Annotated in this window: 19 protein-coding genes, 2 pseudogenes and 1 riboswitch; of the genes and pseudogenes, 6 read left to right on the plus strand and 15 right to left on the minus strand. The window is 69.5% G+C overall.

The window, feature by feature from the left end; all coding sequences use genetic code 11:
- Positions 1 to 109: 109 nt before the first annotated feature.
- From ABZ851_RS12725 to bioB, 4 genes are all read right to left on the minus strand, one after another.
- Positions 110 to 817, minus strand: a complete 708-nt coding sequence (locus ABZ851_RS12725) for a class I SAM-dependent methyltransferase (RefSeq protein ID WP_361125389.1) — start codon at positions 815 to 817, stop codon at positions 110 to 112.
- A gap of 180 nt (positions 818 to 997) precedes the next feature.
- Positions 998 to 1,699, minus strand: a complete 702-nt coding sequence (gene bioD / locus ABZ851_RS12730) for a dethiobiotin synthase (protein WP_361125391.1) — start codon at positions 1,697 to 1,699, stop codon at positions 998 to 1,000.
- A 107-nt stretch (positions 1,700 to 1,806) separates the two neighbouring features.
- Positions 1,807 to 3,111 (minus strand): adenosylmethionine--8-amino-7-oxononanoate transaminase, encoded by a 1,305-nt coding sequence (locus ABZ851_RS12735; RefSeq protein ID WP_361125393.1) that lies wholly within the window; start codon positions 3,109 to 3,111, stop codon positions 1,807 to 1,809.
- A complete protein-coding gene (gene bioB / locus ABZ851_RS12740; protein WP_361125395.1) occupies positions 3,104 to 4,285 on the minus strand; it encodes a biotin synthase BioB in 1,182 nt (393 codons plus the stop codon). The genes ABZ851_RS12735 and bioB overlap by 8 nt, the downstream gene beginning before the upstream one ends.
- Before the next feature lie 156 nt (positions 4,286 to 4,441).
- Between bioB and ABZ851_RS12745 the strand changes: the two genes are divergently transcribed.
- Positions 4,442 to 5,668 carry an 8-amino-7-oxononanoate synthase gene (locus tag ABZ851_RS12745; RefSeq protein WP_361125397.1) on the plus strand — a complete coding sequence of 409 codons (1,227 nt, stop codon included), beginning with the start codon at positions 4,442 to 4,444 and terminating at the stop codon, positions 5,666 to 5,668.
- A gap of 18 nt (positions 5,669 to 5,686) precedes the next feature.
- On the opposite strand, the gene ABZ851_RS12750 is transcribed toward ABZ851_RS12745, so the two are convergent.
- On the minus strand, positions 5,687 to 6,619 hold the full coding sequence (locus tag ABZ851_RS12750; protein WP_361125398.1) for a LysR family transcriptional regulator: 933 nt from the start codon (positions 6,617 to 6,619) through the stop codon (positions 5,687 to 5,689).
- A gap of 71 nt (positions 6,620 to 6,690) precedes the next feature.
- Here ABZ851_RS12750 and ABZ851_RS12755 point away from each other — a divergent pair, with 71 nt between their 5' ends.
- Entirely contained in the window at positions 6,691 to 7,359 is a 669-nt protein-coding gene (locus ABZ851_RS12755) for a LysE family transporter (protein ID WP_361125400.1), read from the plus strand.
- A 101-nt stretch (positions 7,360 to 7,460) separates the two neighbouring features.
- On the opposite strand, the gene ABZ851_RS12760 is transcribed toward ABZ851_RS12755, so the two are convergent.
- The 4 genes from ABZ851_RS12760 to ABZ851_RS12775 form a co-directional block, all read right to left on the minus strand.
- The gene (locus ABZ851_RS12760; protein WP_336049654.1) at positions 7,461 to 7,934 is read right to left on the minus strand and encodes a C40 family peptidase; all 474 of its coding nucleotides are present in this window, start codon (positions 7,932 to 7,934) and stop codon (positions 7,461 to 7,463) included.
- Between the two features lie 4 nt (positions 7,935 to 7,938).
- Positions 7,939 to 8,138, minus strand: a riboswitch (cyclic di-AMP (ydaO/yuaA leader).
- Positions 8,139 to 8,416: 278 nt separating this feature from the next.
- Complete coding sequence (locus tag ABZ851_RS12765) at positions 8,417 to 8,725, minus strand: hypothetical protein (RefSeq protein WP_311625528.1); 309 nt, start codon at positions 8,723 to 8,725, stop codon at positions 8,417 to 8,419.
- 5 nt (positions 8,726 to 8,730) lie between these two features.
- Positions 8,731 to 9,366, minus strand: a complete 636-nt coding sequence (locus tag ABZ851_RS12770; protein WP_361125403.1) for an ATP-dependent Clp protease proteolytic subunit — start codon at positions 9,364 to 9,366, stop codon at positions 8,731 to 8,733.
- A gap of 1,095 nt (positions 9,367 to 10,461) precedes the next feature.
- Positions 10,462 to 11,025 (minus strand): TetR/AcrR family transcriptional regulator, encoded by a 564-nt coding sequence (locus tag ABZ851_RS12775; protein ID WP_260634589.1) that lies wholly within the window; start codon positions 11,023 to 11,025, stop codon positions 10,462 to 10,464.
- 86 nt (positions 11,026 to 11,111) lie between these two features.
- Here ABZ851_RS12775 and ABZ851_RS12780 point away from each other — a divergent pair, with 86 nt between their 5' ends.
- A complete protein-coding gene (locus ABZ851_RS12780; protein WP_361125405.1) occupies positions 11,112 to 13,334 on the plus strand; it encodes an alpha/beta fold hydrolase in 2,223 nt (740 codons plus the stop codon).
- Between the two features lie 327 nt (positions 13,335 to 13,661).
- On the plus strand, positions 13,662 to 14,342 hold the full coding sequence (locus ABZ851_RS12785) for a hypothetical protein (RefSeq protein WP_361125407.1): 681 nt from the start codon (positions 13,662 to 13,664) through the stop codon (positions 14,340 to 14,342).
- Positions 14,343 to 14,615: 273 nt separating this feature from the next.
- On the opposite strand, the gene ABZ851_RS12790 is transcribed toward ABZ851_RS12785, so the two are convergent.
- The 3 genes from ABZ851_RS12790 to ABZ851_RS12800 form a co-directional block, all read right to left on the minus strand.
- A complete protein-coding gene (locus ABZ851_RS12790; RefSeq protein WP_361125409.1) occupies positions 14,616 to 16,403 on the minus strand; it encodes a glycine betaine ABC transporter substrate-binding protein in 1,788 nt (595 codons plus the stop codon).
- Positions 16,404 to 16,405: 2 nt separating this feature from the next.
- Entirely contained in the window at positions 16,406 to 16,780 is a 375-nt protein-coding gene (locus ABZ851_RS12795) for a hypothetical protein (protein ID WP_361125411.1), read from the minus strand.
- Positions 16,781 to 17,398: 618 nt separating this feature from the next.
- Complete coding sequence (locus ABZ851_RS12800) at positions 17,399 to 18,103, minus strand: hypothetical protein (protein WP_361125413.1); 705 nt, start codon at positions 18,101 to 18,103, stop codon at positions 17,399 to 17,401.
- Positions 18,104 to 18,989: 886 nt separating this feature from the next.
- Between ABZ851_RS12800 and ABZ851_RS12805 the strand changes: the two are divergent.
- Positions 18,990 to 20,614 (plus strand): annotated as a pseudogene (locus tag ABZ851_RS12805) (transposase); the annotation flags it as partial.
- A 43-nt stretch (positions 20,615 to 20,657) separates the two neighbouring features.
- Complete coding sequence (locus ABZ851_RS12810) at positions 20,658 to 21,281, plus strand: LysE family translocator (RefSeq protein ID WP_361125415.1); 624 nt, start codon at positions 20,658 to 20,660, stop codon at positions 21,279 to 21,281.
- 97 nt (positions 21,282 to 21,378) lie between these two features.
- Here the strand turns inward: ABZ851_RS12810 and ABZ851_RS12815 are convergent.
- The 3 genes and pseudogenes from ABZ851_RS12815 to ABZ851_RS12825 form a co-directional block, all read right to left on the minus strand.
- Positions 21,379 to 21,678 (minus strand): annotated as a pseudogene (locus tag ABZ851_RS12815) (site-specific integrase); the annotation flags it as partial.
- 205 nt (positions 21,679 to 21,883) lie between these two features.
- Positions 21,884 to 22,525 (minus strand): hypothetical protein, encoded by a 642-nt coding sequence (locus tag ABZ851_RS12820; RefSeq protein WP_361125417.1) that lies wholly within the window; start codon positions 22,523 to 22,525, stop codon positions 21,884 to 21,886.
- 70 nt (positions 22,526 to 22,595) lie between these two features.
- Positions 22,596 to 22,877 (minus strand): hypothetical protein, encoded by a 282-nt coding sequence (locus tag ABZ851_RS12825; RefSeq protein ID WP_361125419.1) that lies wholly within the window; start codon positions 22,875 to 22,877, stop codon positions 22,596 to 22,598.
- Positions 22,878 to 22,948: the final 71 nt, after the last annotated feature.

Consider the following 22,948-nt stretch of genomic DNA (forward strand, 5'->3'; position numbering starts at 1 on the left):
GCCGGGAGCTCGCCGGGCGGCTGGGGTCAGCCGCCCGCCCCGCCATGGGGGCCGCCCGGTCGGCATTCCGCCCGTAGGGACCATCAGCCGCCCGCCCACCCCGGGACCATCAGCCGCCCGGCCGCCGCGCCGTGCCCAGCACCGCCGGCGACGTGGGCAGTGTCGGTCCGCGCTCCGGCACCTTCAGCCGGCGCACCCGCAGCACCTCGAACCCGGCCGTCCGGATCTCGCCCAGCGGATCCCGGCCGGTGTGACAGCCGCCCATCAGCAGGGGCCAGACCGTCCGGTCCAGCGACCACTGCACGGCCGCCAGCCCGCGCCCCGCGGCCCGCCCGTGCTCGAAGAACCGCAGTTCACCGCCTGGACGCAGGACCCGCCGCAGCTCCGTCAGGGCGCGCTGCACCTCGCGGACGGAACACAGCACCAGCGATGCCACCGCCGTATCGAATGCCTCGCTCTTGACCGGCAGGGCCTCCGCCACTCCGGGCACCAGATCCACCGGGACCTCGGCACGCGCCGCCGCCGACCTGGCCACCTCCCGCAGAGTGGCCTCCGGCTCGATCGCCACCACTTCCGAGACCGTGCCCGGATAGTGCGCGAAGTTCAGCCCGCTCCCCGCGCCGACCTCGATGACCCGGCCGGTGGCGCCCGCCAGCAACTCCTTCCGGAGCGTGGCGACCCCTGCCCGCGCGTCCGCGGCCGGACCGCAGCAGCTCGCGTAGAAGCGGGCGAACACCGGGTGATGAACGCTGCCTTGCGGAACCCTCGATACTCGCGGAACCCGTGGAACGTGCGGAACTCTCCTGCCCTGCCACATGACGGACCCTTTCGCCGACGATGCCCGCTCCCGCTGTCAGTCTCCCCACTGCGCGGGCCGGGAGCCGCAAAGAGCCGCCTCGGTCGGAGTCCGGAAATCTGTACGGGCCGGCGTCGGGAGCGAAGGGCGCCCCGGCAGCGCCGCGTTTCCCTCCGCACTCCCTCCGGACGCCCTCCGTCGTCAGGTAGGAATGCGGAACGCACCCGATCCGCCGAGCACCGGCGCCAGCCAGCCGGGGGCCGCGGCACGGAAGTCCCGCGGCGAGAGCCCGCCCGACCCCTCCGGTACCAGGCCGAGGAGCGGTGCGCCCGCGGCGTCGGGGAGATCCGCCAGGTTGCAGCGGGATGCCAGGTCGGGCTCGGCCGGCCAGCTGCCGACGACGACGCCCGGGGAGTCGAGCCCGTACGAGCGGAGCGCCAGCGCGGTCAGCGCGGTGGCATTGAGGGTGCCCAGGCCCGCCTGGACGACGACCAGGACGGGGGCGTCCATCAGCCGCGCGGCGTCGGCGAGCGTATGCCCGTCGGCGTCGAAGCGGACGAGCAGCCCGCCCGCGCCCTCGACCAGGACCAGGTCGTGCGAGGCGTCCAGTTTGGCGGCGGCCTCGGCGATGTCCTGGGGGAGCACCGGCGGCAGACCGGCCCGCAGTGCGGCCGTCGAGGGCGCCAACGGGTCGGGGAAACGGGCGAGTTCGGCGGTGGTGACCGGCCCGGCGAGCCGTTCGACCTCCGCCGCGTCGCCGCTCTCGTGCGCCGTGACCCCGGTCTGGGCCGGCTTGAGCACCGCCACCGAACGTCCCCGGGCGAGCGCCGCCGCGGCGATCGCGGCCGTGGTCACGGTCTTGCCGATCTCCGTGCCCGTGCCCGTCACGAACAGCACCGACATGGTCTGCCTCCGACTCTGCGCGGCGGTCCCGCGCGGGGATGGTGCGAATGGTTCCTGGTGGCCGGCCCGCCTGTGACCGGCACGCGTACGCAGCCGGTGCGGTGCGTTCAGCCCTCGCGGGCCGCCGCACACACCGCCGCGCAGATGCGCGCCACATCCTCGTCACCGGTGATGTACGGCGGCATGGTGTAGATCAGATCCCGGAACGGACGCAGCCACACGCCCTCCCGGACCGCTGCCCGGCTCGCGGCCGCCATGTCCACCTCGTGATCGAGCTGGACGACACCGATCGCGCCGAGTACGCGTACCTCGCGCACCCCGGCGATGCCCGCGGCCGGTGCCAGGCCGTCCCGCAGCCCGGCCTCGATCCGTTTGACCTCCTGCTCCCAGTCCTGGGACAGCAGCACGGAGATCGAGGCGTCGGCGACGGCGGCGGCGAGCGGGTTGCCCATGAAGGTGGGGCCGTGCGCCAGCACCGGCAGCGCGCCGCGGGAGATGCCGTCGGCGACGGCCGTGGTGCACAGCGTCGCCGCCAGGGTCAGATAACCGCCGGTCAGCGCCTTGCCGAGGCACATCACATCGGGTGCGACCCCCGCGTGGTCGGCGGCGAAGAGTGCGCCCGTACGGCCGAAGCCGGTGGCGATCTCGTCGAAGACCAGCAGCACGTCGTGGGCGTCGCAGGCCTCCCGCAGCACCCGCAGATACCCGGGGGAGTGGAACGACATCCCGCCCGCTCCCTGCACCACGGGTTCCACGATCACCGCGGCCAGCTCCTCGGCGTGCCGGCCGATCAGTTCCCGCAGATGTGCCGCATACGCCTCGTCGGGCGCTGCGTCGAAGCCGGGCGGCGGTGTGTCCGCGAAGATCTGCCGCGGCAGCACCCCCTGCCACAGCTCATGCATCCCGCCGTCCGGATCGCAGACCGACATCGGCTGCCAGGTGTCGCCGTGATAGCCGCCCCGCCAGGTCAGCAGCCGCTGTTTGCGGGGCTTGCCGAGCGAGCGCCAGTACTGCAGGCACATCTTGACGGCGACCTCGACCGACACCGAGCCGGAGTCGGCGAGAAAGACATGCTGCAGCGGCTGGGGGGTGAGGTCGACCAGCCGCTTGGCCAGCCGCACGGCGGGCTCATGGGTGAGCCCGCCGAACATCACATGGCTCATCCGCTCCAGCTGGTCCCGCGCGGCGTCGTTGAGCACCGGGTGGTTGTAGCCGTGCACCGCCGACCACCAGGAGGACATCCCGTCCACCAACTCGTCCCGGCCCTCGACCGGTTCGGCCAGCCGGAGCCGGACGCCGGATGCCGACTCCACCAGCAGCGGTGCGGCCTTGCCGGGCATCGGCCCGTAGGGATGCCACACATGCTGCCGGTCGAGCGCGAGCAGCGCGTCGGGGGTGAGTGGCTCAGGCATTGGGCGGAAGGTCGGTACCCGCGCCGCGGCGGCGCACCGAGACCAGGTCGCGACGGGCCTCGTCGGACGGCGCCGGGACGGTGGCGGCCGGGGCTCCGGCGTCCTGCGCGGCCGCAGGGACACCGGTGTCCTCGGTGGCGGCCCCGGTGTCCGCGTGGCCGCCGCACGGCCTGCGGTGCTCGGGCAGCGTCGTGGTGTCCGAGCCCTCGACCTCGAAGCCGGCGTCCTCGATCATCGCGAGGTCGTCCTTGCCGGCCTGCCCCTCGCTGGTCAGATAGTCGCCCAGGAAGATGGAGTTGACCAGGTGCAGGGCGAGCGGCTGCATGCTGCGCAGATGCACCTCGCGGCCGCCGGCCAGCCGTACCTCGATGTCCGGGCAGACGAACCGCACCATCGCCAGAATGCGCAGCGCCCGCTGCGGGGTGAGGTTCCACTCCTTGGCGAGCGGGGTGCCCTCGAAGGGGATCAGGAAGTTCACCGGAACGGAGTCCGGGTCCAGCTCGCGCAGCGCGAAGACCACATCGACGAGATCGGCGTCGCTCTCGCCCATACCGGCGATCAGCCCGGAGCAGGCGGACATGCCGGCCGCCTGGGCCTGCTGGACGGTGGACACCCGGTCCGAGAAGTCGTGGGTGGTGCAGATGTCGCCGTAAGTGGCTTCCGAGGTGTTGAGGTTGTGGTTGTACGCATCGGCGCCCGCCGCGCGCAGCCGCCCCGCCTGGCCGTCGGAGAGCAGACCGAGGCAGGCGCACACCTCCACGCCCTCGTTCTGCTCCTTGATGGCGGAGATCGTCTCCGAGACGCGGTCCACGTCCTTGTCCGTCGGGCCGCGGCCACTGGCCACCAGACAGACCCGCTTCGCGCCACCCGCGACCCCCGCGGCGGCCGCCTTGGAGGCGTCGTCCGGCTTGAGCCAGGTGTACTTCAGGATCTCCGCCTTCGACCCCAGCCGCTGCGAACAGTACGAGCAGTCCTCGGGGCACAGGCCCGACTTGAGGTTGACGAGATAGTTGAGTTTGACCCGCCGCCCGAACCACTGGCGGCGCACCTTTCCGGCCGCGGCCACGACATCGAGCAGTTCGTCATCGGAGGTGGCCAATACAGCCAGCGCCTCTTCGCGGGTCGGCAACTCGCGCCGGAGTCCCTTGTCCACCAGTGTGCTCAGCAGGTCCATGGCCTTGATCCTGGCCTACGCCACCGCCCCCGGCCAAGGAGGATTCCCACAAGGTGCCGCGATCGAGGTGTGTGTATCGCCACACCGTGGGCCTGCGGAACGACCGCTAACGTCTATCGACAGCCCACAATCGAGGCCGACAGACGAAGGACGCCGATGCCGCAGGACTCCGCCCCGCCGCTGCTGAGCGACACCCCCCCGGCGAGGCCCGCCGAGCCGTGTGCCGAGCCGGCCCGCCCGGCGTACGACGCGGCGTTCGACTGGCTGGATGTGGCCAGTGCGGAGCGCCGTGACGCCGGGCTGGTGCGCACCCTGCGCCCCCGTCCGGCCGACTCCCCGCTGCTCGATCTGGCCGGCAACGACTACCTCGGCCTCGCCCGGCACCCCGAGGTCACCCGCGGCGCTGCCGAGGCCGCGCACCGCTGGGGCGCCGGCGCGACCGGCTCCCGGCTGGTCACCGGCAGCACCGAGCTGCACGCCCGGCTGGAGGCGGAACTCGCGGCGTTCTGCGGCTTCGAGGCCGCTTTGGTGCTGTCCTCCGGCTATGCCGCAAATCTCGCCGCGGTCACCGCGCTCACCGCCCCCGGCTCCCTGATCGTCTCCGACGCCGGCAACCACGCCTCGCTCATCGACGGCTGCCGGCTCTCCCGGGCGCGTACCCAAGTGGCCCCGCACGCCGATCCGCTGGCCGTACGCGCCGCGCTGACCGGCCACGACGGCCGGGCACTCGTCGTGACCGACTCGGTGTTCTCGGTCGACGGGGACGCCGCGCCGCTCCCCGCGCTGGCCGAGGCCTGCCGGACACGGGGCGCCGGACTTCTCGTCGACGACGCACACGGACTGGGGGTGCTGGGCGAAGGGGGCCGCGGCGCGCCGTGGGCGGCCGGTCTCGCCGGCGACGGCGACGTGGTGACCACCGTGACGCTCTCCAAGTCGCTCGGCTCCCAGGGCGGTGTGGTGCTCGGCCCGGCCCGGGTCATCGAGCATCTGGTCAACACCGCCCGGTCGTTCATCTTCGACACAGGTCTCGCCCCGGCGGCGGTCGGCGGCGCCCTCGCCGCGCTCCGGCTGCTGCGCCGCGAACCCCGGCGCGCCACCCGGGCCGTCGCGGTCGCCCAGGGGCTGTACGACCGGCTCACCGCGGCGGGCCTGACGGCGGTACGTCCCGACGCGGCTGTGATCTCGGTCCGCGCCCCGTCGCCGGCAACGGCGCTCCGCTGGGCCGCCGACTGCCGTACGGCCGGACTCGCGGTCGGCTGCTTCCGCCCGCCGTCCGTCCCCGACGGAATCTCCCGGCTCCGGCTCACCGCCCGCGCGGACCTGACGGAAGAACAGCTCGACACGGCGGTCGACACCATCGTGGCCACCGCGCCGACGGTCTGAAGCCGGCGCCGCGCGGAGTCAGCCCCAGGCGGTGTCCGGCGTCCCGGGCGAGTGGCGGAGGAAGGCGCCGCGCAGCAGGGCGCGCAGGGTGTCCGCGGCGGGGGTGCCTCCGGGGCGGTAGGCCACCGAGATCCGGCGGTGCAGTTCCGGTGGGTCCACCCGGCGGACTCCCAGCGGTGTCATCGACCCCTCCGCCACCATCTCCGGGACCACCGCCACCCCGAGCCCGGCGCTCACCAGCGCACACACCACCGCATAGCTCGGCGACTCACAGCGCACCGCCACACTCGCCCCGGCGGCCGCCAGCGCGGCCTCCACCCCGCGCCGGTTGGGGTTGGCCGGTGCCATGCTGACCAGCGGCTGACCGGCCAGCTCGGCGAGCGGCAGGCGTCCGGAGCCCGCCGACAGCGCATGACCGGGCGCGGTGACCAGCACCAGCTCCTCGGTCAGCAGCGGCTCCAGACGGACGCCCTCCGGCGCCGGCATCGCCTCGCCGGGCACATACTCGTGCGTCAGCGCCAGATCGACCTCACCCCGCGCCACCGCCGCGCTCGCCTGCGGCGGGACGTACTCCGTCACGCTCAGCTCCACATCGGGGTGGGCCCGCCGGAACGCGCTGAGCGCGGGCGGCAGCAGATGCGTGCCGGCGGTCATGAACGTGCCGACCCGCAGCCGCCCGCCGGACAGCCCCGCCAGCCGGGACAGCTCGTGCCGCGCCTGGTCCAGTTCGTCGAGGACCCGCCGGGCCCGTACGAGCAGCAGCTCACCGGCCGCCGTCAGCCGGGCACCGCGATGGTGGCGCACCAGCAGGGCCGCCCCGGCCTCCCGCTCCAGTTTGGCGAGCTGCTGGGAGAGCGCCGGAGCGGTGTAGCCCAGCCGGGCGGCGGCGCGGGTGATCGAACCGGCCTCCGCCACCGCTACCAGGGCGGCCAGCCGGGTGGGGTCGTACATAAGAATCTCTTCAGGCTCACCAAGAACATTGCCAATACCCATTAAAGCCTCCGACCGGCGAAGCTGCTCCTATGGACGGACAGCTGATCGCCTTCACCGGAGTCGCCGCGGGCATGGTCGCCATGCCGGGCGCGGATTTCGCGGTCGTGGTGCGCCATGCGCTCGATTCGCGCCGGGCGGGGGTGGCGGCCGCCGTCGGAGTCGCGGGCGGGCTGCTGGTGCACACCGCTCTGGCGGTGGCCGGGCTCGCGGCGGTGCTGGTCGCCGTGCCCGCGCTCTTCGGCGCGGTCCAACTCCTGGGCGGCGGCTACCTGTTGTACCTCGGCACCCGCGCCCTGATCGCGGCCGTCCGGCGCCCGGCGGCCACCACGGACGGCACGGCCCGCACGGCGGCGGGCACCCCGGCCGACGGCCGCCCGCACACCGCCCTCCTGGGCACCACGCGGAGTCTGCGCCAGGGCTTCTTGACCAATGCGCTCAACCCGAAGGCACCCGTGCTCTTCCTCAGCCTGCTCCCGCAGTTCGTTCCGGCGGGAGCGCCCGCGCTGCCCCGTACGCTGCTGCTCGCCACGATGGTCGTCGCCATGGCGCTGGTCTGGTTCCCCGCCGTCGCCCTGCTGGTCGACCGGCTGGGCGTCTGGCTGCGCCGCCCCTCGGTGGCCCGTGCCCTGGAAGCCACCACCGGAGCGCTGCTCACGGCGCTGGGCGGCATCCTGCTCGTCGAGCTGGCGCTGTCCTGAGGGAGGTGGTGCGCCCAGGGCTATTCACGGGGTGCGGTGGGCACGGGGGAAATCTGCCGAACGCACCGGCAATTGACCGATCGTGAGATGAATGCGCAGGATCAGCCCACCCGCCCGTACCAGACCGAACGGCTCCAGATCCGTTCGAGCCGCACCACGCTCCCGGCCTTGGGCGCATGCCACATCCGGCCCCGGCCCGCGTAGATGCCGACGTGGTAAATGCCGCTGCGCGAATGGAAGAAGACCAGATCGCCGCGCCGGCGCGCGCCGGGCGGGATGTGCCGGGTGCGGCCGTACTGTGCGGCGGCGGTGCGTGGCAGCAACCGGCCGGCGCGTTTGAACGAGTACAGCATCAGCCCCGAACAGTCGAAGGCGTGCGGCCCCTGGGCGCCGTACCGGTAGGGGGCTCCGCTCTGGGAAGCCGCGATCCGCAGCGCATGGGCGGACACGGATGCGGCTTCGGCGTTCCCGGCCGCTCCTGGCGCAACGGTGGTCCCGCCGAGCGTGACCAGCGTCAGAGCGGTGACGGTGCCGGCGCGCGCCAGCAGATTCGGCGTATGCATGCGCATGGTCATGCGCAAACCCTTCGTCAGCCGCCTGCGAAGGAAGACCTGTCGGGTTCGGGCAGGCGAAGATGCCCGGCCGTGCGTACGGCTTCACCCCAAGGAGCCCTCGGCCGTGTAGGCCGGGACCCCGTCCTGCTCGGGTCCTCCGCTCCCGCCGGTCCACCTCGTCGACCGGACGTCCGGCACGGCGGCGGGATTAGGCGCCCGTCCGGACCGCCCCGTCGCTGTGGCGGGGTCTTGTCGTCGAAGGGATCGTCACGCACCTGGCAGCCGAATTCCGAGTTGAAAATGCCGTATGTGAGATGGGTCACAATTGGCCCGAATGGTTAGATTTGTTCCCTCAGGTGCCGCGGCGCGGAGCGTTGCACCCCGCGGACCAGGGGCGAAACATCCGAGACCGCAGGAATTGGGTCCGCGCCGCGCAATTCGTCGCCTCCTCAGATCGGGGGCGGAGGCTACGCCGTATGCGCAGCCTCGGAGCGTGCGCCGGGTCAGATTTCCTCGGGTGGCGGCATCGTCACCAGTCCGGCCCGCCGCTCACCGTCCAGCACCCGCAGTGCCCGGGTCAGCGTCGCGCGGTGCAGTTCGGTCTCGCCCCGCTGGTGCATCAGCGTCAGGGCGTCCCGCAGCCGGGTGGCCTTGCCGACCAGCGCCTGGGCGGCGCGCAGCCCGCTGTAGGTGCCCCCGCAGCGGGCCGGATTGATCCGGCCCAGCAGGTCGATCACTTCCAGGTAGCTGTCGATGAGTTCCCCCTCCGCGCGGGTCAGGGCGGGCAGCGGTGGTGGTTCGGGCGGCAGCATCGGGCTCACCGCGCCCCGGGCCGGAGCGCCGACAGCTTGCGGTTACGGGTGATCTGGTCGATCAGGCCGTACTCCTGGGCGGCGGGGGCGTCGAAGATCTTGTCGCGCTCGATATCGGTGGCGATCCGCTCGCGGGTCTGCCCGGTGTGCTTCGCCAGCATCTCTTCCAGTACGTCGCGGGTGCGCAGCATTTCCGTCGCCTGGATCTGCAGGTCACTGGCCTGTCCCTGGACGGGTTCGCTGAACGACGGCTGATGGATCAGGACCCGGGCGCCGGGCAGCGCCAGCCGCTTGCCCGGAGTGCCGGCCGCCAGCAGCACCGCGGCGGACGAGGCGGCCTGCCCCAGGCAGACGGTCTCCACGTCGCACGACACGAAATGCATCGTGTCGTAGATGGCGGTCATCGCGGTGAAGGAGCCGCCGGGGGAGTTGATGTAGAGCGAGATGTCCTGGTCGGGCGCGGCGTGTTCGAGGTGGATGAACTGCGCCATGACGTCGTTGGCAGAGGTGTCGTCGATCGGGGTGCCCAGAAAGATGATGCGCTCGCCGAGCAGCTTGGAATACGGGTCCATGGTGCGCGTCCCCTGGGCGGTGCGCTCGGTGAACTCCGGAAGGACATAGCGGGCCGTCGGTCGCAGCATGTCTGCTCCTCTCCTCCGTAAAAAATGTACAGGACGTACGTTCCGTCAGAATGACAGCAGATCCTGGTGATCAGTTACAAGTCCCAGGTCAGAGGCAGTTTTAACTGTTCGCTGAGGGCGGATATCTCACAGCTTCTCCTCGAACTGCGGCACAAGGTTGAGACCCTTCGGATGACCGGGCGGGTCGTCGATGCTCGCTCGACGGGACGGACCGCCCGCGGGTAACCAAGGACGCCGCCCTGCGGATCCCGCCGGCCGAGCCCGTGGCCAGGCGCTGTTCACCGGCTGGGGTGGCGGGCTGGCGACCTGCCGCAAGTTCGCCCTCACGCACGGAACTACACCGCATCGAAACTGATGTCGCAGGTCGGGCACAGGGTGAGCGAGGCATGCAGACTCGACCTGGCCGACATCAAGTGGGACCTGGGCCCTTCGGCAAGCTCCAGGTGCGTCACGGCGAGTGCGCCGGTGCCGCCGCTGAGGGTGAGGCCGGTGAGACGGAGGGGGCCGGACCGGTGGTGCGGGCCGGGCGCCGCAACGGGCGTCGCGAGGTGGCCATCAAGACGACGTCCGGACCGGTGACGGTGGCCCGTCCCAGGGTGCGGGGCACCACGGAGGCGTTCGCTCGCGTCTGTTCGGCGCCGCGGTGACTCGGGCGAATGTGCTGGAGTCGCCGGTGATCGCCTCGTTCGTCCGCGGCCTGTCCACCTGGGACGTGGAGAACACCCTCGCCGAAGCCCCCGGTTCCGACGCGGCGCTGTCGAAGTCCACGGTCTCCACATTCGGCCCGGCAGCGCGGACAGGGGTGGCGCTGGACGTCCTCCGCGTCGCTCGGGGAGGCTTCTTGAGGGGCCGTCATGCCCGGCATGCTGTCATTCTCAGAAGTGCCCCGAATTACCTTTGCGTGAGAACGAGTTCCGGGAACCAGAACGGCGCTTCGCGTCCGCCGGGCCGTGACGTTTGATCTTGCTCGGGCAAAGGACCGCTTCTGAGACGGCCTCGGGGAACATCGGTACCGAGGTGGGTCGGGCATCACCGTCTCCGGCTCACGCCGCCGTGCAGGTCCAGCAGCGCGTCCAGCATGTGCGGGACAGCCTGTCACTCAGCCATAGCCAGAACATCGCGGACCAGACGTCGCGCGTACTCGCGATCGACGGGCAAGGCGAATACGACGTGGTGGTACAGAGGCGCGATGACATGGTCGAGGATCTGCGGGACGCTCGGTGTCTTCTCACCGCGTTCGCGGGCCCGGCTCACCACCTCCGATGCCTGCTCGCGCCGTTTCTCCGTGACCGGGCAACTCGCGACGATCTCGGTGCGGGCCGACACCATCGCGCGCAGGTATCGGGCTCGGTGGGGACGTGTGATGTCGCGGGCGATGACCTGCGCCCACTCGGTCAGATCCTGCTGGAGGGATCCGGTGTCGGGCGCTGACTCACCGTCCCGGGTCAGGGCGGCGACAGCGACTTCCTCAAGGAGAGCGTGGACGCTGTCCCAGCGTCGGTAGAGCGTCGTCGGGTTGACTCCGGCCCGCTCGGCGACCACGGGAAACGTGATCTTTTCGGCGCCCTCGCCCACGAGTTCACCGACCGAGGTGTAGATCGCGGTCAGTACTCGACTGCTCCGCCCTCCGGGGCGGCTGGCGGCTGCATGGTGAGACACGTCACCAGCATACGCAAAGATCTTTGCTTCTACTAGGATGGGCCACCGAGTTAAAGCAAAGATCATTGCTTTTTGCTGGAGATCGCGTGCTCAACCGTTCAGTTTCGTTCTTCCTGGCCGGGGCCGTGGGCGCGGCCACGCTCACGGCCGCTTCGGCGCCGTCCCCCCTCTACCCGGTCTATCAGCGCCTGTGGGACCTCTCCGCGTTCACCTTGACGGTCGTTTTCGCCGTTTACGTCTTCGCCTTGCTCGCCGCCCTGTTGACCGTCGGATCGGTCTCCGACCGGGTGGGCCGTCGGCCTGTCGCCTGCGGTGCCCTGGTGCTGCTCGCTCTGGGCATGCTGCTCTTCGCCGTCGCCACAGGCGTCGGCGGCCTGATGGCCGCGCGCATTGTGCAGGGCCTTGCCGTGGGGACAGCCGCCGGCGCCACTACCGCCCTGATCATGGAGTCCGCGCCGAACCCCCGGCTCGGCTCGACCATCAGCAGCGCGGTCCCTTCCTTGGGGATAGCGATCGGCGCTGTCCTCGCCGGCGCCTTGGTGGAGTTCGCGCCACTGCCCCGCCAACTCGTCTTCTGGATCCTCACCGTCGTGTCCCTGGTGCTCGCGGCACTCGTCTGGCTGGTTCCCGACCAAGCTCGATCCGACTTGCCAACCCGGGAAACGATCTGGCGGTCACTGCTGCCCAGCGCTCAACTCCCGCGGGCCACGCGGCCGGTCTTCGTCGCACTGCTGCCGTCGATCAGTGCGACGTGGGCCCTTGGCGGCTTGTACCTCTCGCTCGGATCGTCGATCCTCGCCACCGTCCTCGACGTGCACAGCCACTTCACCGCGGGCGTCATCCTCGGCGCCTTCTTCGTCGCGGGGACGGCGGGCACTGTCGCGTCGGCCTTCGCTCCGCCACGACACCGCGCATGGTTCGGCCTCGGGCCCCTCGCCCTTGGCGTCCTGGTCACTGTCGCAGCCATGCCGACGGGTGTACTGCCGCTCTACGTCGTCGGATCGCTGATCGCGGGATTCGGGTTCGGGGCGACGTTCCGGTTCGCCGTCCATGCCCTCGGTGAGGCGGCACCGATCGCCCGACGTGGCCAGGTGTTCGCGACGATGTACATCGTCAGCTATCTCGCCTTCAGTGTGCCTGCGCTCGCCGCCGGGCTCGCTGTCGAGCGATTCGGGCTCAAACCAACAGCCGTCGTGTATGGAGCCCTGGACATCGCATTGATCCTGTTCGCTCTCGTTGCCGGGACCGCCCACGCGCGTCGACGGGATGGCGAGGACGAGGTTCGCCGCGATATCGCACCGCCGTTGGTCTCGCGCATTTTCGGCACGCCTCGCCACACCACGCACTACCTGGAGTGCGGACCAGCCGATGGACCGCTGATGTTCTTCCTCCACGGGTGGCCGGGCATCGGGTTGTTGTGGCGGGCCCAGATGGACGCGTTCGCTGCCGACGGGTGGCATTGCGTCGCGCCCGATCTGCGCGGGTACGGCGAATCCTCCGCCCCGGCGGATGCCGACACCTACACCGTCGAGGAGGTCGTGATGGACCTGACGGAGCTCCACGACCATCTCGGCGGCAGAACCGCGGTCTGGATCGGCCACGACTGGGGCAGCGCCGTGGCGGGAGCGGTGGCCGCACACGAGCCGGAGCGGTGCCGCGGCGTGATGTTGACCTCGTGGGCCTACTACCCCACCGCCAACAGCCTGGCCACGCTCGTACCCCTGGTCGACCGTCGGCTCTACCCGGCCGACCGGTATCCGGACGGACAGTGGGACTACTACCGCTACTACACGACACACTTCGAAGCGGCGGTCGCCGACCTTGACGCGGCTCCGGCGGCAACGCTGGCATCGGTTTATCAACCGGGCAGCCCCGCAGCGATCGGCGCCATCTCACCGACGGCCACGGTCACACGCGACGGCGGACGCTTCGGCGCCGCGCACCGCGCACCGCCGACGCCGGCCGATCCGGCTCTCTGGCCACCGGCGGACTTCGACACCCTGGTGCAGGCGTTCGCAACTCACGGCTTTCGTCCTCCCTCTGCGTGGTACACAAACGACGACGCCAACATCGCTTACGCGCGCAAAGCACCCGACGGCGGGCGCCTGACGCAGCCGGTGCTGTTCGTCAACGGCGAGTGGGACGCGATCTGCAACATCTCGGGAAACCGCCAAGGCGACCCGATGCGCGCGGCCTGCGCAGATCTCACCGTGGCGTGCGTGCCTGCAGGACACTGGCTGCCGCTCGAGAGCAAGGCGCAACACATCGAAGCCATCCGCACCTGGCTCCGCTCCAAGAATCTTCGATGAACAGCGAGATAGGGGCTCGTCCGCCTCGAAGCTCCGGCGGAGCGGGTCTTGGAGCGCACCGGTGCCGGTGCCCCGCGCCGGCCTCAGTGGACCGATCCGGTCCGGGGTGGCCAGTACAGCGGTTCCCATGAGGAGCCAGCGGTGGCCGGGTGATGGTGATCTGTCCAAGGCGGTCCCACTGGCCCAGTGCCCCGCAGCGACGGGGAGGCGGTACGGCGGCGGCACCCACCTCTGCACACGCGGGAGGCGGCCCCACTCCGCGTCCCGGTCCCTTCAGGGAATGCGGCGAGAGCCTGCCGTCCCTGCGTACGAAAGCAGAGGTGCGGTATGTCGCCGCGTCGTCCCAACCGCCCGTCGGGGCCCTTTCCCTCTCTCGACGAGCCCGAGCACCGTGTCAAGTTCGTCGAGGCGGGCCTGGCCGACCCCCGGTGCACCCTGGACAGAAGCGCTCTGGAGCGCATGGCCACAACGCCCGCACCGCGCCGTACCGTCGTACAGAGAAAGCCCAACCAGGTCGGGGTGACGATGAAGGACCAGCACAGCCAAGCGGGCCGCCTGCGAGTACACACCGGTGCTGAACCTCCCGACGAGGCGGAGACGGGGCAGACCGGGGCGCGGTCAGCTGAGCTGCGATCCGCGCTTGACGGCATCCGCAACATCCGCTACCTCACCAACCTCGGATCCGACCCGGGTGCGCGCCCCGCCGAGTGGGAGCAGCGGCGGCTGCTGCGCACGGTGAGCCTGCTGCTGGAAGCCGAAGGCCTTCCCCCGTCGGCCGTCGACCGGGCCGGCGAGCCGGCACGGACCGGATACCGCACCAGCGAAGGTGACCAGGCCGGGCAGGTCCAGGTGCGCTGGGTGGGACCGCGGGGGAGTGGCGCTCGCTACCAGGAACACGAGCAGCTCCAGCGCTGCCAGGCGGTGCTGCGCAGCTGGGGCTTCGAGACTGTGGAGGTCCGTGGCCCCGGCGGCCGCCGCTACCTGGAGGTCGAGGCCAGGCTTGGTTGAAGGCGGTCCACGAGAACGCCCCCGATGCGCTGCACCGCCGAGATCCGCCTCATGCCTTCACCTCGCTCCGGGTGGCTGGGGTTCGTAGAAGGTGCCGTCTCTGAGCATGGGGAACAGGATGTCGGCCCGGCGGCGGGAGAGGCAGAGCAGGGCTGGGTGTGGGCCATGTCCCGGGCAAGCCCTGGCCCGGTAGATGATCGTAAATGATGACTCAGCTCCGGCGTTAGGCGAGCGCAATACCTGCGCCATCCCTTCCGGATGAGGCCAGATGCATCACGCGCCCGCACCGCTGTTTTCCGGGGCGACTGACGGAGCGAGCTTGCCGAGAATTTCTGGGTTTTTCGTGAGCCAAGCACGCACACCCTCCTGTGCATAGTCCTGCCCCTGTGCATGATCTTCTTCAGCAGCCATATGGACCTCGAACTCCAGACTGTTGAGCTGCTGCTCATTCAGGCGGAAATTCTTCATCCATTTGGCGACCTGCGGCTTGTCCTTGATGAAGCCTTCGCGGCCCAGCATGTGAATATCCTCGCGCGAATATCCGAGTGCACCCTTGGGGTCCTTCAGTTTGGTGAGATTGTACGTGCCGTACTCCCAGTGCGGGGATCGCAGGAGCACTGCGATCGGCTCCCGCGCCGCGTACTCGCTGTCCAGCTGGGTCCACGGTTCTGTGCCGACAACCGTCTTGATCAGCGAGCGTTCCTTGTCCAGACCGTATGCCTTGTGCAACTTGTCCCGGTAGACCGCACCCTCGTCGGGATCCATCTCGAAGATGTGGTAGCCAAATTTTTCTATATTTTCCTCTACATCACCGATGGACTCGATGTCCTTCAGGTAAGACGGGACGGCTACATGCAGTGCGGTATTTTTATACCAGGCGCCGAAGTCCTCAAGCTTGCTTTTGTATTTATCCCATTGCGGCTTATGGGTCACCGGCAGCCGGGCATTGACTTGGACGTCGACTTTCCCCTGGGCCTGCTTAGCAAATAGATCACTCGATGTTTGAGCCTGGATCTTTGACTGGTATCCGCGCTTGGCTAAGAGTTCCTGCCACAGGTACGCAACGGCTCTACCGTCGTCCTGGCCGACATAGCCGAGGGTGATCGAAGAGTCGCCTTCATCCTTCTTGTTGAGGAGCTCGTCCTTCTTGTTCAGGAGGAGGCTTATGCCGCCCGCGATCAGCACGAGAGTGATCAGTCCGGCCGCGGCCCCCAGAGCGGGCTTCATCTGGGCAGGACGCCCCCGGTCACTCCCCGGCGTCGCGTTCGGTGCGGGCGGAGTAGTCCGCACTGTGTCGACGACGAGGTGATCGCGGTTGCGGTCGACCCCTGGCTGGGCCGCATTCCGGCTCAACGCGAGCTGGCCTGCGGTGTTGCGGTCTCGTTTTTGCGGCAGAGGCCGCCCTTTGGCACGCAGGGCGGCACGCATGGTGTTGTATACGGTGTCCAAGTCCAACAGGTCCGGGCCGCCCGGCACACCGTTATGGAGCAGCCGCAGCAGCTCACCGGTGAAGGCCGTATACGTTTCGCCTTGCGGCGCGAGTGCGAAGCTTGTCTCCGGCGAGGCGGCGAGGAGGTAGCTGCCCTCGATCTCCGCCTGGTCTGCGATCGCTGCGGGGCCACTCATCGTGCCCAATGCCCGCCCGCTGAAGCAGCAGTCGAGGATGACGACATGCCGCTTTGGCCTGCCGGTAAGCACGACGTCGCGTAGCGCGCTGTACGGCACACCTGTGTAGGACCTGCCCTGCTCCGAGTGGGGAAGCCCGAGGAAGAGGTCTCCACGAGTCTCTTCGAGAAGCCCGTGGCCGGCGAAGTACACCAGCAAGGTGTCGGATGCCTCTTCGGCTGCGGTCCGTACGGCATGCAGGACCTCGGTCCAGTCGCCGGGATTCGTGATTACCGTGCAATGTTCTTTGGCCAGTCCCCACGAGGAAGGCGCGCGCAGCGCGGTGGCCAGTGCCGTGAGGTTGTTGGCAACGGAAGGAAGGGCAGCCAAGTGCGTGTAGCGGCTGGTGCCGATGAGGACTGCGCGGGAGTTCGTCGCGTCGGGCAGCAGCGCCACCGCTACCGGCCCTCCTGGTCTGCAGGACCTCCAGCACTGTCATCGGGCCGCTCCAACGCTTCGATGAGGCGACTCAGTTCCTCCTCGCTCCCGTTCTCCACGATCACGGTGGTCTCGCCCCGCTGTACGGTGACGCTCCGGCGCCCAGGCCGTGTTTGACGCCAGGTGCTCAGAGCGAGAGCGAAGGAGGCGGCACTCCAGCCGTTGTCAGTGACGAGTTGGAGAACATCCGTCAGCAGCCCCATCTGGTCCGGCTCAGAGGGAGATTGGGGCAGCGTCACGTCTGCTCCGCGGCGAACGGCAGAATCCTGCCGAAGCCAGTTGTACAGAGAACGCAGCTCCCGCTCTCCGCCGTCCACTCGCACATCAACCCGCACGACTCCCCCTTAAAAACGTCTGTAATGCCCGTCGCCACAACAGTGGCCGTCTTCGTTCACCGGGCACTCATTCTGCCCGCCCCGCCAATGCTTCGCCGACACTCATGTCCGATACGAGCGTTCGCCGAACCACAGGAAGCAGGCGACGGGTCCCGCCGGTGCCCGCCCGGCGCGCGGATGCAGTATGATCATGATGCAACTTCGGCCCTCGGGCCGGATCCGCGCGTCTGTGGTCCAAGGAAAGATGTCCACCAGCCGGTGGGAGATGCAGGTGCAAGGCCTGCCGGGCGCTCTGACAAGGGGCCCTTCCCCGTACGGGGAAGGGCCCCTTTTTCCGTGCTTCCACGGGGGCTCCCTCTGTCTGCTGATCTGATCACCGCACTCTGTCACGGGGCCTGAGGCCGTGTCAGCGGTAGATCAGCCGGCGTGCGCGGGGAAGGGGCCGGTCTCAGGCGGTGGCCAGCTGCGATGCGCTGGTGCTGCTGTGGGCGTGGCGGCGGCCAGAGACCGGGGGCCTCCTGGTCACCGGTGACAGATCTTGCCATCCACCGGGCCGGGAACCCCGTACCGCCCGCCACGGAAGGGGGAGGCGGGCGGTGGGCTGAGTGTCCGGCAGTCTCAGGAGGGGCTGACGTTGCCGCAGCGGGAGACCTTCTCCTCTTCGGTCATCGGGCGGGACTGCTTCCGGAAGGCGTTGTACGTCACGTCTGCCTCGACATCCGTGAAATCGCGTGCCGGGAGGCCCTTGGTGCCATCCCCTTCGTAATGCCAATTACCGCGCAGGGTCTGGGTCATCGGAACCTTGTCCAGCCAGTAGATGGTGTAGGGCTGGTCCTGAGTGACCGTGTCGGTGATGCCCGTGGTCTGGGTGTGGATCTGGGAGTAGTCGATCCTCGGCAGGACCTCGACGCCCTTCGCGGCGGGGATCTTCAGGCCCATGCTGACGACGAGGCCGTTGCCGTTGGTCTCCTCCTCCTTGTAGGTGAAGGAGCCGGTGGCGGCACAGGTGTCGTGGAAATCCGAAACCCGCTCCGGTGTGCCCTCAGTCGCCTCGTTGATGAACTCGCCGCCGGTGACGGTGCACTTGTCACCACAGGTCGAGAGGAACTCAGCGCGCTTCTGCGGGTCGTCCAGCCAGTCGCCACCGGAAGGCTTGGGGACGTCGCTCGGTTGCGTGATCATCCCGCCAAAGCCGCCTCCGTCCGCCTGCGCCGGAGTGATGCTCAGGCACAGTGACGCCGCAAGGGCCATCGCTCCCACCGCGGCCGCCTTCGCCCGGCGACCCTTGCTGGACGGGAGAGCGTTGCGTACTCGTCCGTTCATTCTGCTTCCTCTTGCCTTCTACCTGAAGTGCGGATTGTGTCCCTGCGATTCCGTTCGCGACTCCGGGTGAGGCCGTCCAGGGAGGGCGGCACCCGTCGGGGGTGTGCATCTGCTCCGAGCCGGCCGGAACGGAAGTGCTGCCGGTTGCGCAGCACATACGAATTGCCGCTGCGATCGGCACACAACGAGAATTGGCCACCTCGCTCATGTTCGGCTCACGACCCGCTCATAGGGTGTCGTTCGCTCGTCGAGCCGATCTCGGCGCGGCTCCATTCGTCCGAGCCTCGGACGTCATTTCAGGTGGGGCCGACGGCCGTTGCACAGTTCGTGGCTGATCCATTGAGCGCCTGTTGTCATCAACGCTTCGAGGGAGAACGGCACTGCACAGCCCCCCGGCGCTGGGACCTGTTTCCGCACGGGAGGCAGCCGACCGGCTCCTGCGGTGGTAGCGGGATTCGTTCGGTCCGCTGACGCCGAGGGGCTGGCTGAGCCTGGCCGGTGGGTGCGGCCGACGGCGCGCGGGTACTGCGGGAAGTGGGCGCGCGCTCCGTATTGCGTCGGGCGGACGGTGCGGCGAATTCCGGTGCCTGCGGGGCCCGTTCGGGCCGATTGACTTCCATCATCGGACTCCTCACGTGACTGATCAGGGCCGTCGGCAGCCCGGCGGTCAGCGGTCCGGACGTGGGCGGGCGCCGGCTCGTTGTTCATGAGGAGCCTCCTGGCAGTGTCATGTCGCGATCAGCTGCTGAAAGCAGTTGGACGTCGAGGACGCCTCGTGCCTGAAGCTGTACGGTGAGTGGGATGGCACGGCCCCTACGCAGGCCGGGGAGATCCAGGAGGCCGGGGGCTGGCGGGACTTCGCCGAGGCCCGCGAGGAGCTGGCGGGAAGGCGTACACGTTCTGCGTGCTGGAGCACCTGCACCGGCTGCTGTGCAGCATGCAGGTCTTCGCCCGCAACTCCTCCGAGTGGGGTGACCCCCGGGCGAAGCTGCTGGCCGGTGAGGCGTGGCAGCAGGCGAGGCCGACCGTGCTGGCCTCCCTCAGCCTGCCCGGGGAGGCGGGCGGGCATCTGGCGGCGCGGGTCGCGCTGCTGGATGGCACCTATCGGGAGGTCGCCGCCCGGGTCCCGGCAACGCGCAGATCGTCTTCGACGACGACGGTCGTCTGCACTTCGCCGCCCTGGAACCGGAGCCAGAACCGGCCTCCCTGCTGGATCTGGCGGGCCGCGGTGAACGCGATGCTGCTGAGGGTGGAGCTGTCCGAGGTGCTGCTGGAGGTGTTCTCCTGGACCCGCGCCGACCAAGCGTTCACCTCGGTCACCGGCGGCGAGGCTCGTTTGAAGGACCTGAACGTCACGATCGCTGCGCTGCTGGTCGCCCACGGCTGCAACGTCGGCTACACCCCGGTGATGGGCGGCGCGGACGCGCTGAAGTACGGGCGGCTGTCCCATGTGGACCAGACGTATCTGCGGCTGGTGACCCACCGGGCCGCGAACGCCGCCCTCATCGACCACCAGGCGTCCATCGGCCTCGCGCAGAGCTGGGGCGGGGGCCAGGTCGCCTCGGTGGACGAGATGCGGTTCGTCGTGCCGGTGCCGTCGGTGTACGCAGGGCCGAACCCGAAATACTTCGGCCGCCGGGGCGGCGCGACCTGGCTCAACATGATCAACGACCAAGCCGCCGGGCTCGGCGACAAGGTCGTGGCCGGCCCCCCCGCGCCTCGCTGTACGTGCTGGACGTCCTCTACGACCGCGAGGGCGGCCGCCGCCCGGAGATGATCGTCACCGACACCGCGAGCTACAGCGACATCGTGTTCGGCCTGCTCACCCTGGCCGGGTTCGCCTACGCACCGCAGTTCGCGGACCTGCCCGACCAGAAGATGTGGCGCATCGATCGCGCGGCCGACTACGGCGCCTTCCAGAACGCGGCCCGCGGCCGGATCGACCTCGCCCGCGTCGAACGGCACGGGGAGGAGATCCTGCGGATCATCGGCTCCATCCACCCCGGAGCCGTCCGCGCACTTGACGTCATCCGGATGCCGTCCCGCGACGGCCGCCCCCCGCTGGGGGACGCGTTCGCGCACTACGGGCGGATCGCGAAGACCCTGCACATCCTGCGTCCGGCCGACGAGCCCGGCTACCGTCGCCAGATCAAGGTTCAGGCCAACCTCCAGGAAGGCCGCCACGCGCTGGCTCGGAAGATCTTCCACGGCCGGGCCGGGCAGCTCTACCAGCGCTATCAGGACGGCATGGAGGACCAGATCGGCGCCCTGGGCCTGGTCCTCAACGCACTCGTGCTGTTCAACACCCGCTACATGGACGCCGCCCTCACCCAGCTCCGCGAGGACGGCTTCGAGGTCCATGACCAGGATGTCGCCCGGCTGTCGCCGTTCGTGCGCCACCACATCAACGTGCTCGGGCGGCACTCCTTCCAGCTTCCCGATCTGCCCGGCGGACTACGCCCCCTACGCGACAAGGACTCCACCGACGAGATTGGTGTGAGGGCGGCCTGAGGCCGGGGCCCGGCCTTGTCCTACGGGATGTGAGACTGGCGGCATGCTCATACAGTTCCTCACTGTGGCAGGCGTACTCGCTGTGCTGACCGTGGTGCCCGGCCCGGATATGGCCGTCGTGACAAAGCGGGCCGTCTCTGCCGGATGGGGGGACGGGCTGCGAACCGTCGGCGGCATAACCGGGGGGTTGCTGGTCTGGGGTGTTCTCACGGTCGTGGGCCTCGCCGCCGTTCTGGCCGCTTCCGCCGCCGCGTACACCGTGGTCAAGCTGGCCGGTGCTGCCTACCTGGTCTTCCTCGGCATCCAGGCACTGATCCACAGCCGACGCGACCGGGCACAGACTGCGGGGGACACGCCCCCGGCCGCACCGGTAGGCAGTCCCTGGCGGACCGGCCTGGTCAGCAACCTCTTCAACCCCAAGATCGCCGTCTTCTACACCGGCCTGCTGCCGACGCTGGCCCCGCCCGGGATGTCCCCGCACGCTGGTATGGCGCTGCTGGTCCTCATCCACGCGATGCTGACCGCCGTATGGCTTGGTAGCTACGTGATGCTCCTGGCCAAAGCCCGCGCCTTCTTCCAGAAGCCTTCCGTGCGCCGCGCCATGGACCGGATCACGGGCGTCGTCCTGATCGGGTTCGGCCTCAAGGTCGCCGCGACCCAGCCCTGACCTTCAGCGCTGCCGACCGCCGGGCGCGAGCAGGCTGGTCAGCTCCGAGATCGCCTTGGGGGAGGGCTTGAAGTAGCGGCGGACGTTCTCCGGCTTCGACCGCCGGGCCGTCGTAGCCGTACTCCGTGCACCAGCCCGGCCAGAAGAGCACCACCGCCCGGCGGGCGTTCCAGGTGTTGACCGCCGCGGTGCCCCACAGCAGTTCCAGGGCCTCGCCGATCTCCTCGTCCGCGACCGACCCCAGCGGGCGATCCTCCCTGATCCGCTCGGCGGTCTTGCCCACGCCGACCCCGTAGCTGCGGACGGTGTTGGGGTTGCGGAGCGAGTCGAGTAAGGCGTCGGCCGCCGCGCGGACAGTCAACATTTTCCCGGCCGGCAGTTGCACGACGGTGGGCACCGCATTCTCCCTTGCCACGGATAACAGGGCCGCTTCGCGTACGGCCCGGAGAACACCGCAGGTGACGAACCAAGCTTCCGCAGATAATCAGGGCGTTATCCGTGGAACAAGCTCAGGCCGGCCCCGCGACCGGCACCCCGTCAGCCGCTCACCAACGCCGACGAAGGCTTAGCGCACGATCTGACACGGATGTTCCAAGCGCTGGCTACAGGTCCGCAATCCAGGGGTGTTCCGGGTGTACGCGGGCGAGTAGCTCGGCAAGAGTCTCGCGTTGAGCTGAGGTCATGTGGGGGACGGTCGCCTCGAAGTCCGTTTGATCCTTTCGGCGGGCGTGCTTGGCCTTGAACAGCAGGACCAGTTCGGGCGCCAGATACGGGATGCCGTCCTGGGTGTGATGGACGATGTCGCTGTAGGGAAGCCGGACCCTCTCATCGCGTCGGCAGATCCAGATGTCGCCGTCGTGCGGTTCGCGGAACACATCGAGCAGGTAGTTTCCAGTGGCCGGATCGCGGAGCCATGTCTGATGCACGGCAGCCAGCGCCTCCGGTGTGGCGTCCTCCCAGATCCGGCCGCTGCCTGCCGCGTCGAAGACATATCCGGGGAAGCGGTCACGGACCTGGGGAAAACTTGCGGCCGGAACCGCGATCTCGATGTCTCCATGGGCGCGCGTCTGCCGGCCGCGGAACAAGTCCAGCGCCCAGCCCGCAGCCACGTACCAAGGCGTACTGATCCCGGCCAGCTGCTGCGCGACCTCACTCGGGGTCAAGCAGGACGACCACCTGCCAGGAAGGGCTTCGATCTCGTCGGGTGCCAGCTCGATGCCCCCGCTGGGTAGTTGCTCGCTCACCGCAGAAATCTATCAGCGGAGTCGAAGGTCTCGGGCCCTGGAGTCGTACGCCACTGGCGATCACACAAAGTCACCAGTCGATCGGACTCCTCGGCGAACTCGCGACAGTTGAATACGCGAGCCCACCAGTATCGGACCCCGCGTAGGCGTCGGGGTCGCTCAGGCCGGCGGCCTCGGTCCAGGCGCGTCGGGCACGGACGGGGCAGGTGGTGGGACAGGATCCGAACGGGACTTTCACCTTGCGGGGGCTGGTCTTCGATACGCGCACGCCGATTTCCAGGCTGTGCTCGGTCTCGACGATGTCGCGCAGCCGCAGGTAGGCGACTTCGTGTTCCCGGACGACGGTCGTCACTGGGCGGGGGTGCGGGCGGCCTGGGTGAGCAGGCGCTCCCATGTGCGGGGGAACTGCCGTGCTGCTTGGCC

The sequence above is a fragment of the Streptomyces sp. NPDC047049 genome (assembly GCF_040643995.1).
Classification (GTDB): domain Bacteria; phylum Actinomycetota; class Actinomycetes; order Streptomycetales; family Streptomycetaceae; genus Streptomyces; species Streptomyces mooreae.

Excerpts from the sequence above, each read along its gene's own strand:
- ABZ851_RS12725 (WP_361125389.1), bottom strand. The coding sequence starts at position 817 with ATGTGGCAGGGCAGGAGAGTTCCGCACGTTCCACGGGTTCCGCGAGTA.
- bioD (WP_361125391.1), bottom strand. The coding sequence starts at position 1,699 with ATGTCGGTGCTGTTCGTGACGGGCACGGGCACGGAGATCGGCAAGACC.
- ABZ851_RS12735 (WP_361125393.1), bottom strand. The coding sequence starts at position 3,111 with ATGCCTGAGCCACTCACCCCCGACGCGCTGCTCGCGCTCGACCGGCAG.
- bioB (WP_361125395.1), bottom strand. The coding sequence starts at position 4,285 with ATGGACCTGCTGAGCACACTGGTGGACAAGGGACTCCGGCGCGAGTTG.
- ABZ851_RS12745 (WP_361125397.1), top strand. The coding sequence starts at position 4,442 with ATGCCGCAGGACTCCGCCCCGCCGCTGCTGAGCGACACCCCCCCGGCG.
- ABZ851_RS12750 (WP_361125398.1), bottom strand. The coding sequence starts at position 6,619 with ATGTACGACCCCACCCGGCTGGCCGCCCTGGTAGCGGTGGCGGAGGCC.
- ABZ851_RS12755 (WP_361125400.1), top strand. The coding sequence starts at position 6,691 with ATGGACGGACAGCTGATCGCCTTCACCGGAGTCGCCGCGGGCATGGTC.
- ABZ851_RS12760 (WP_336049654.1), bottom strand. The coding sequence starts at position 7,934 with ATGACCATGCGCATGCATACGCCGAATCTGCTGGCGCGCGCCGGCACC.
- ABZ851_RS12765 (WP_311625528.1), bottom strand. The coding sequence starts at position 8,725 with ATGCTGCCGCCCGAACCACCACCGCTGCCCGCCCTGACCCGCGCGGAG.
- ABZ851_RS12770 (WP_361125403.1), bottom strand. The coding sequence starts at position 9,366 with ATGCTGCGACCGACGGCCCGCTATGTCCTTCCGGAGTTCACCGAGCGC.
- ABZ851_RS12785 (WP_361125407.1), top strand. The coding sequence starts at position 13,662 with ATGTCGCCGCGTCGTCCCAACCGCCCGTCGGGGCCCTTTCCCTCTCTC.
- ABZ851_RS12800 (WP_361125413.1), bottom strand. The coding sequence starts at position 18,103 with ATGAACGGACGAGTACGCAACGCTCTCCCGTCCAGCAAGGGTCGCCGG.
- ABZ851_RS12810 (WP_361125415.1), top strand. The coding sequence starts at position 20,658 with ATGCTCATACAGTTCCTCACTGTGGCAGGCGTACTCGCTGTGCTGACC.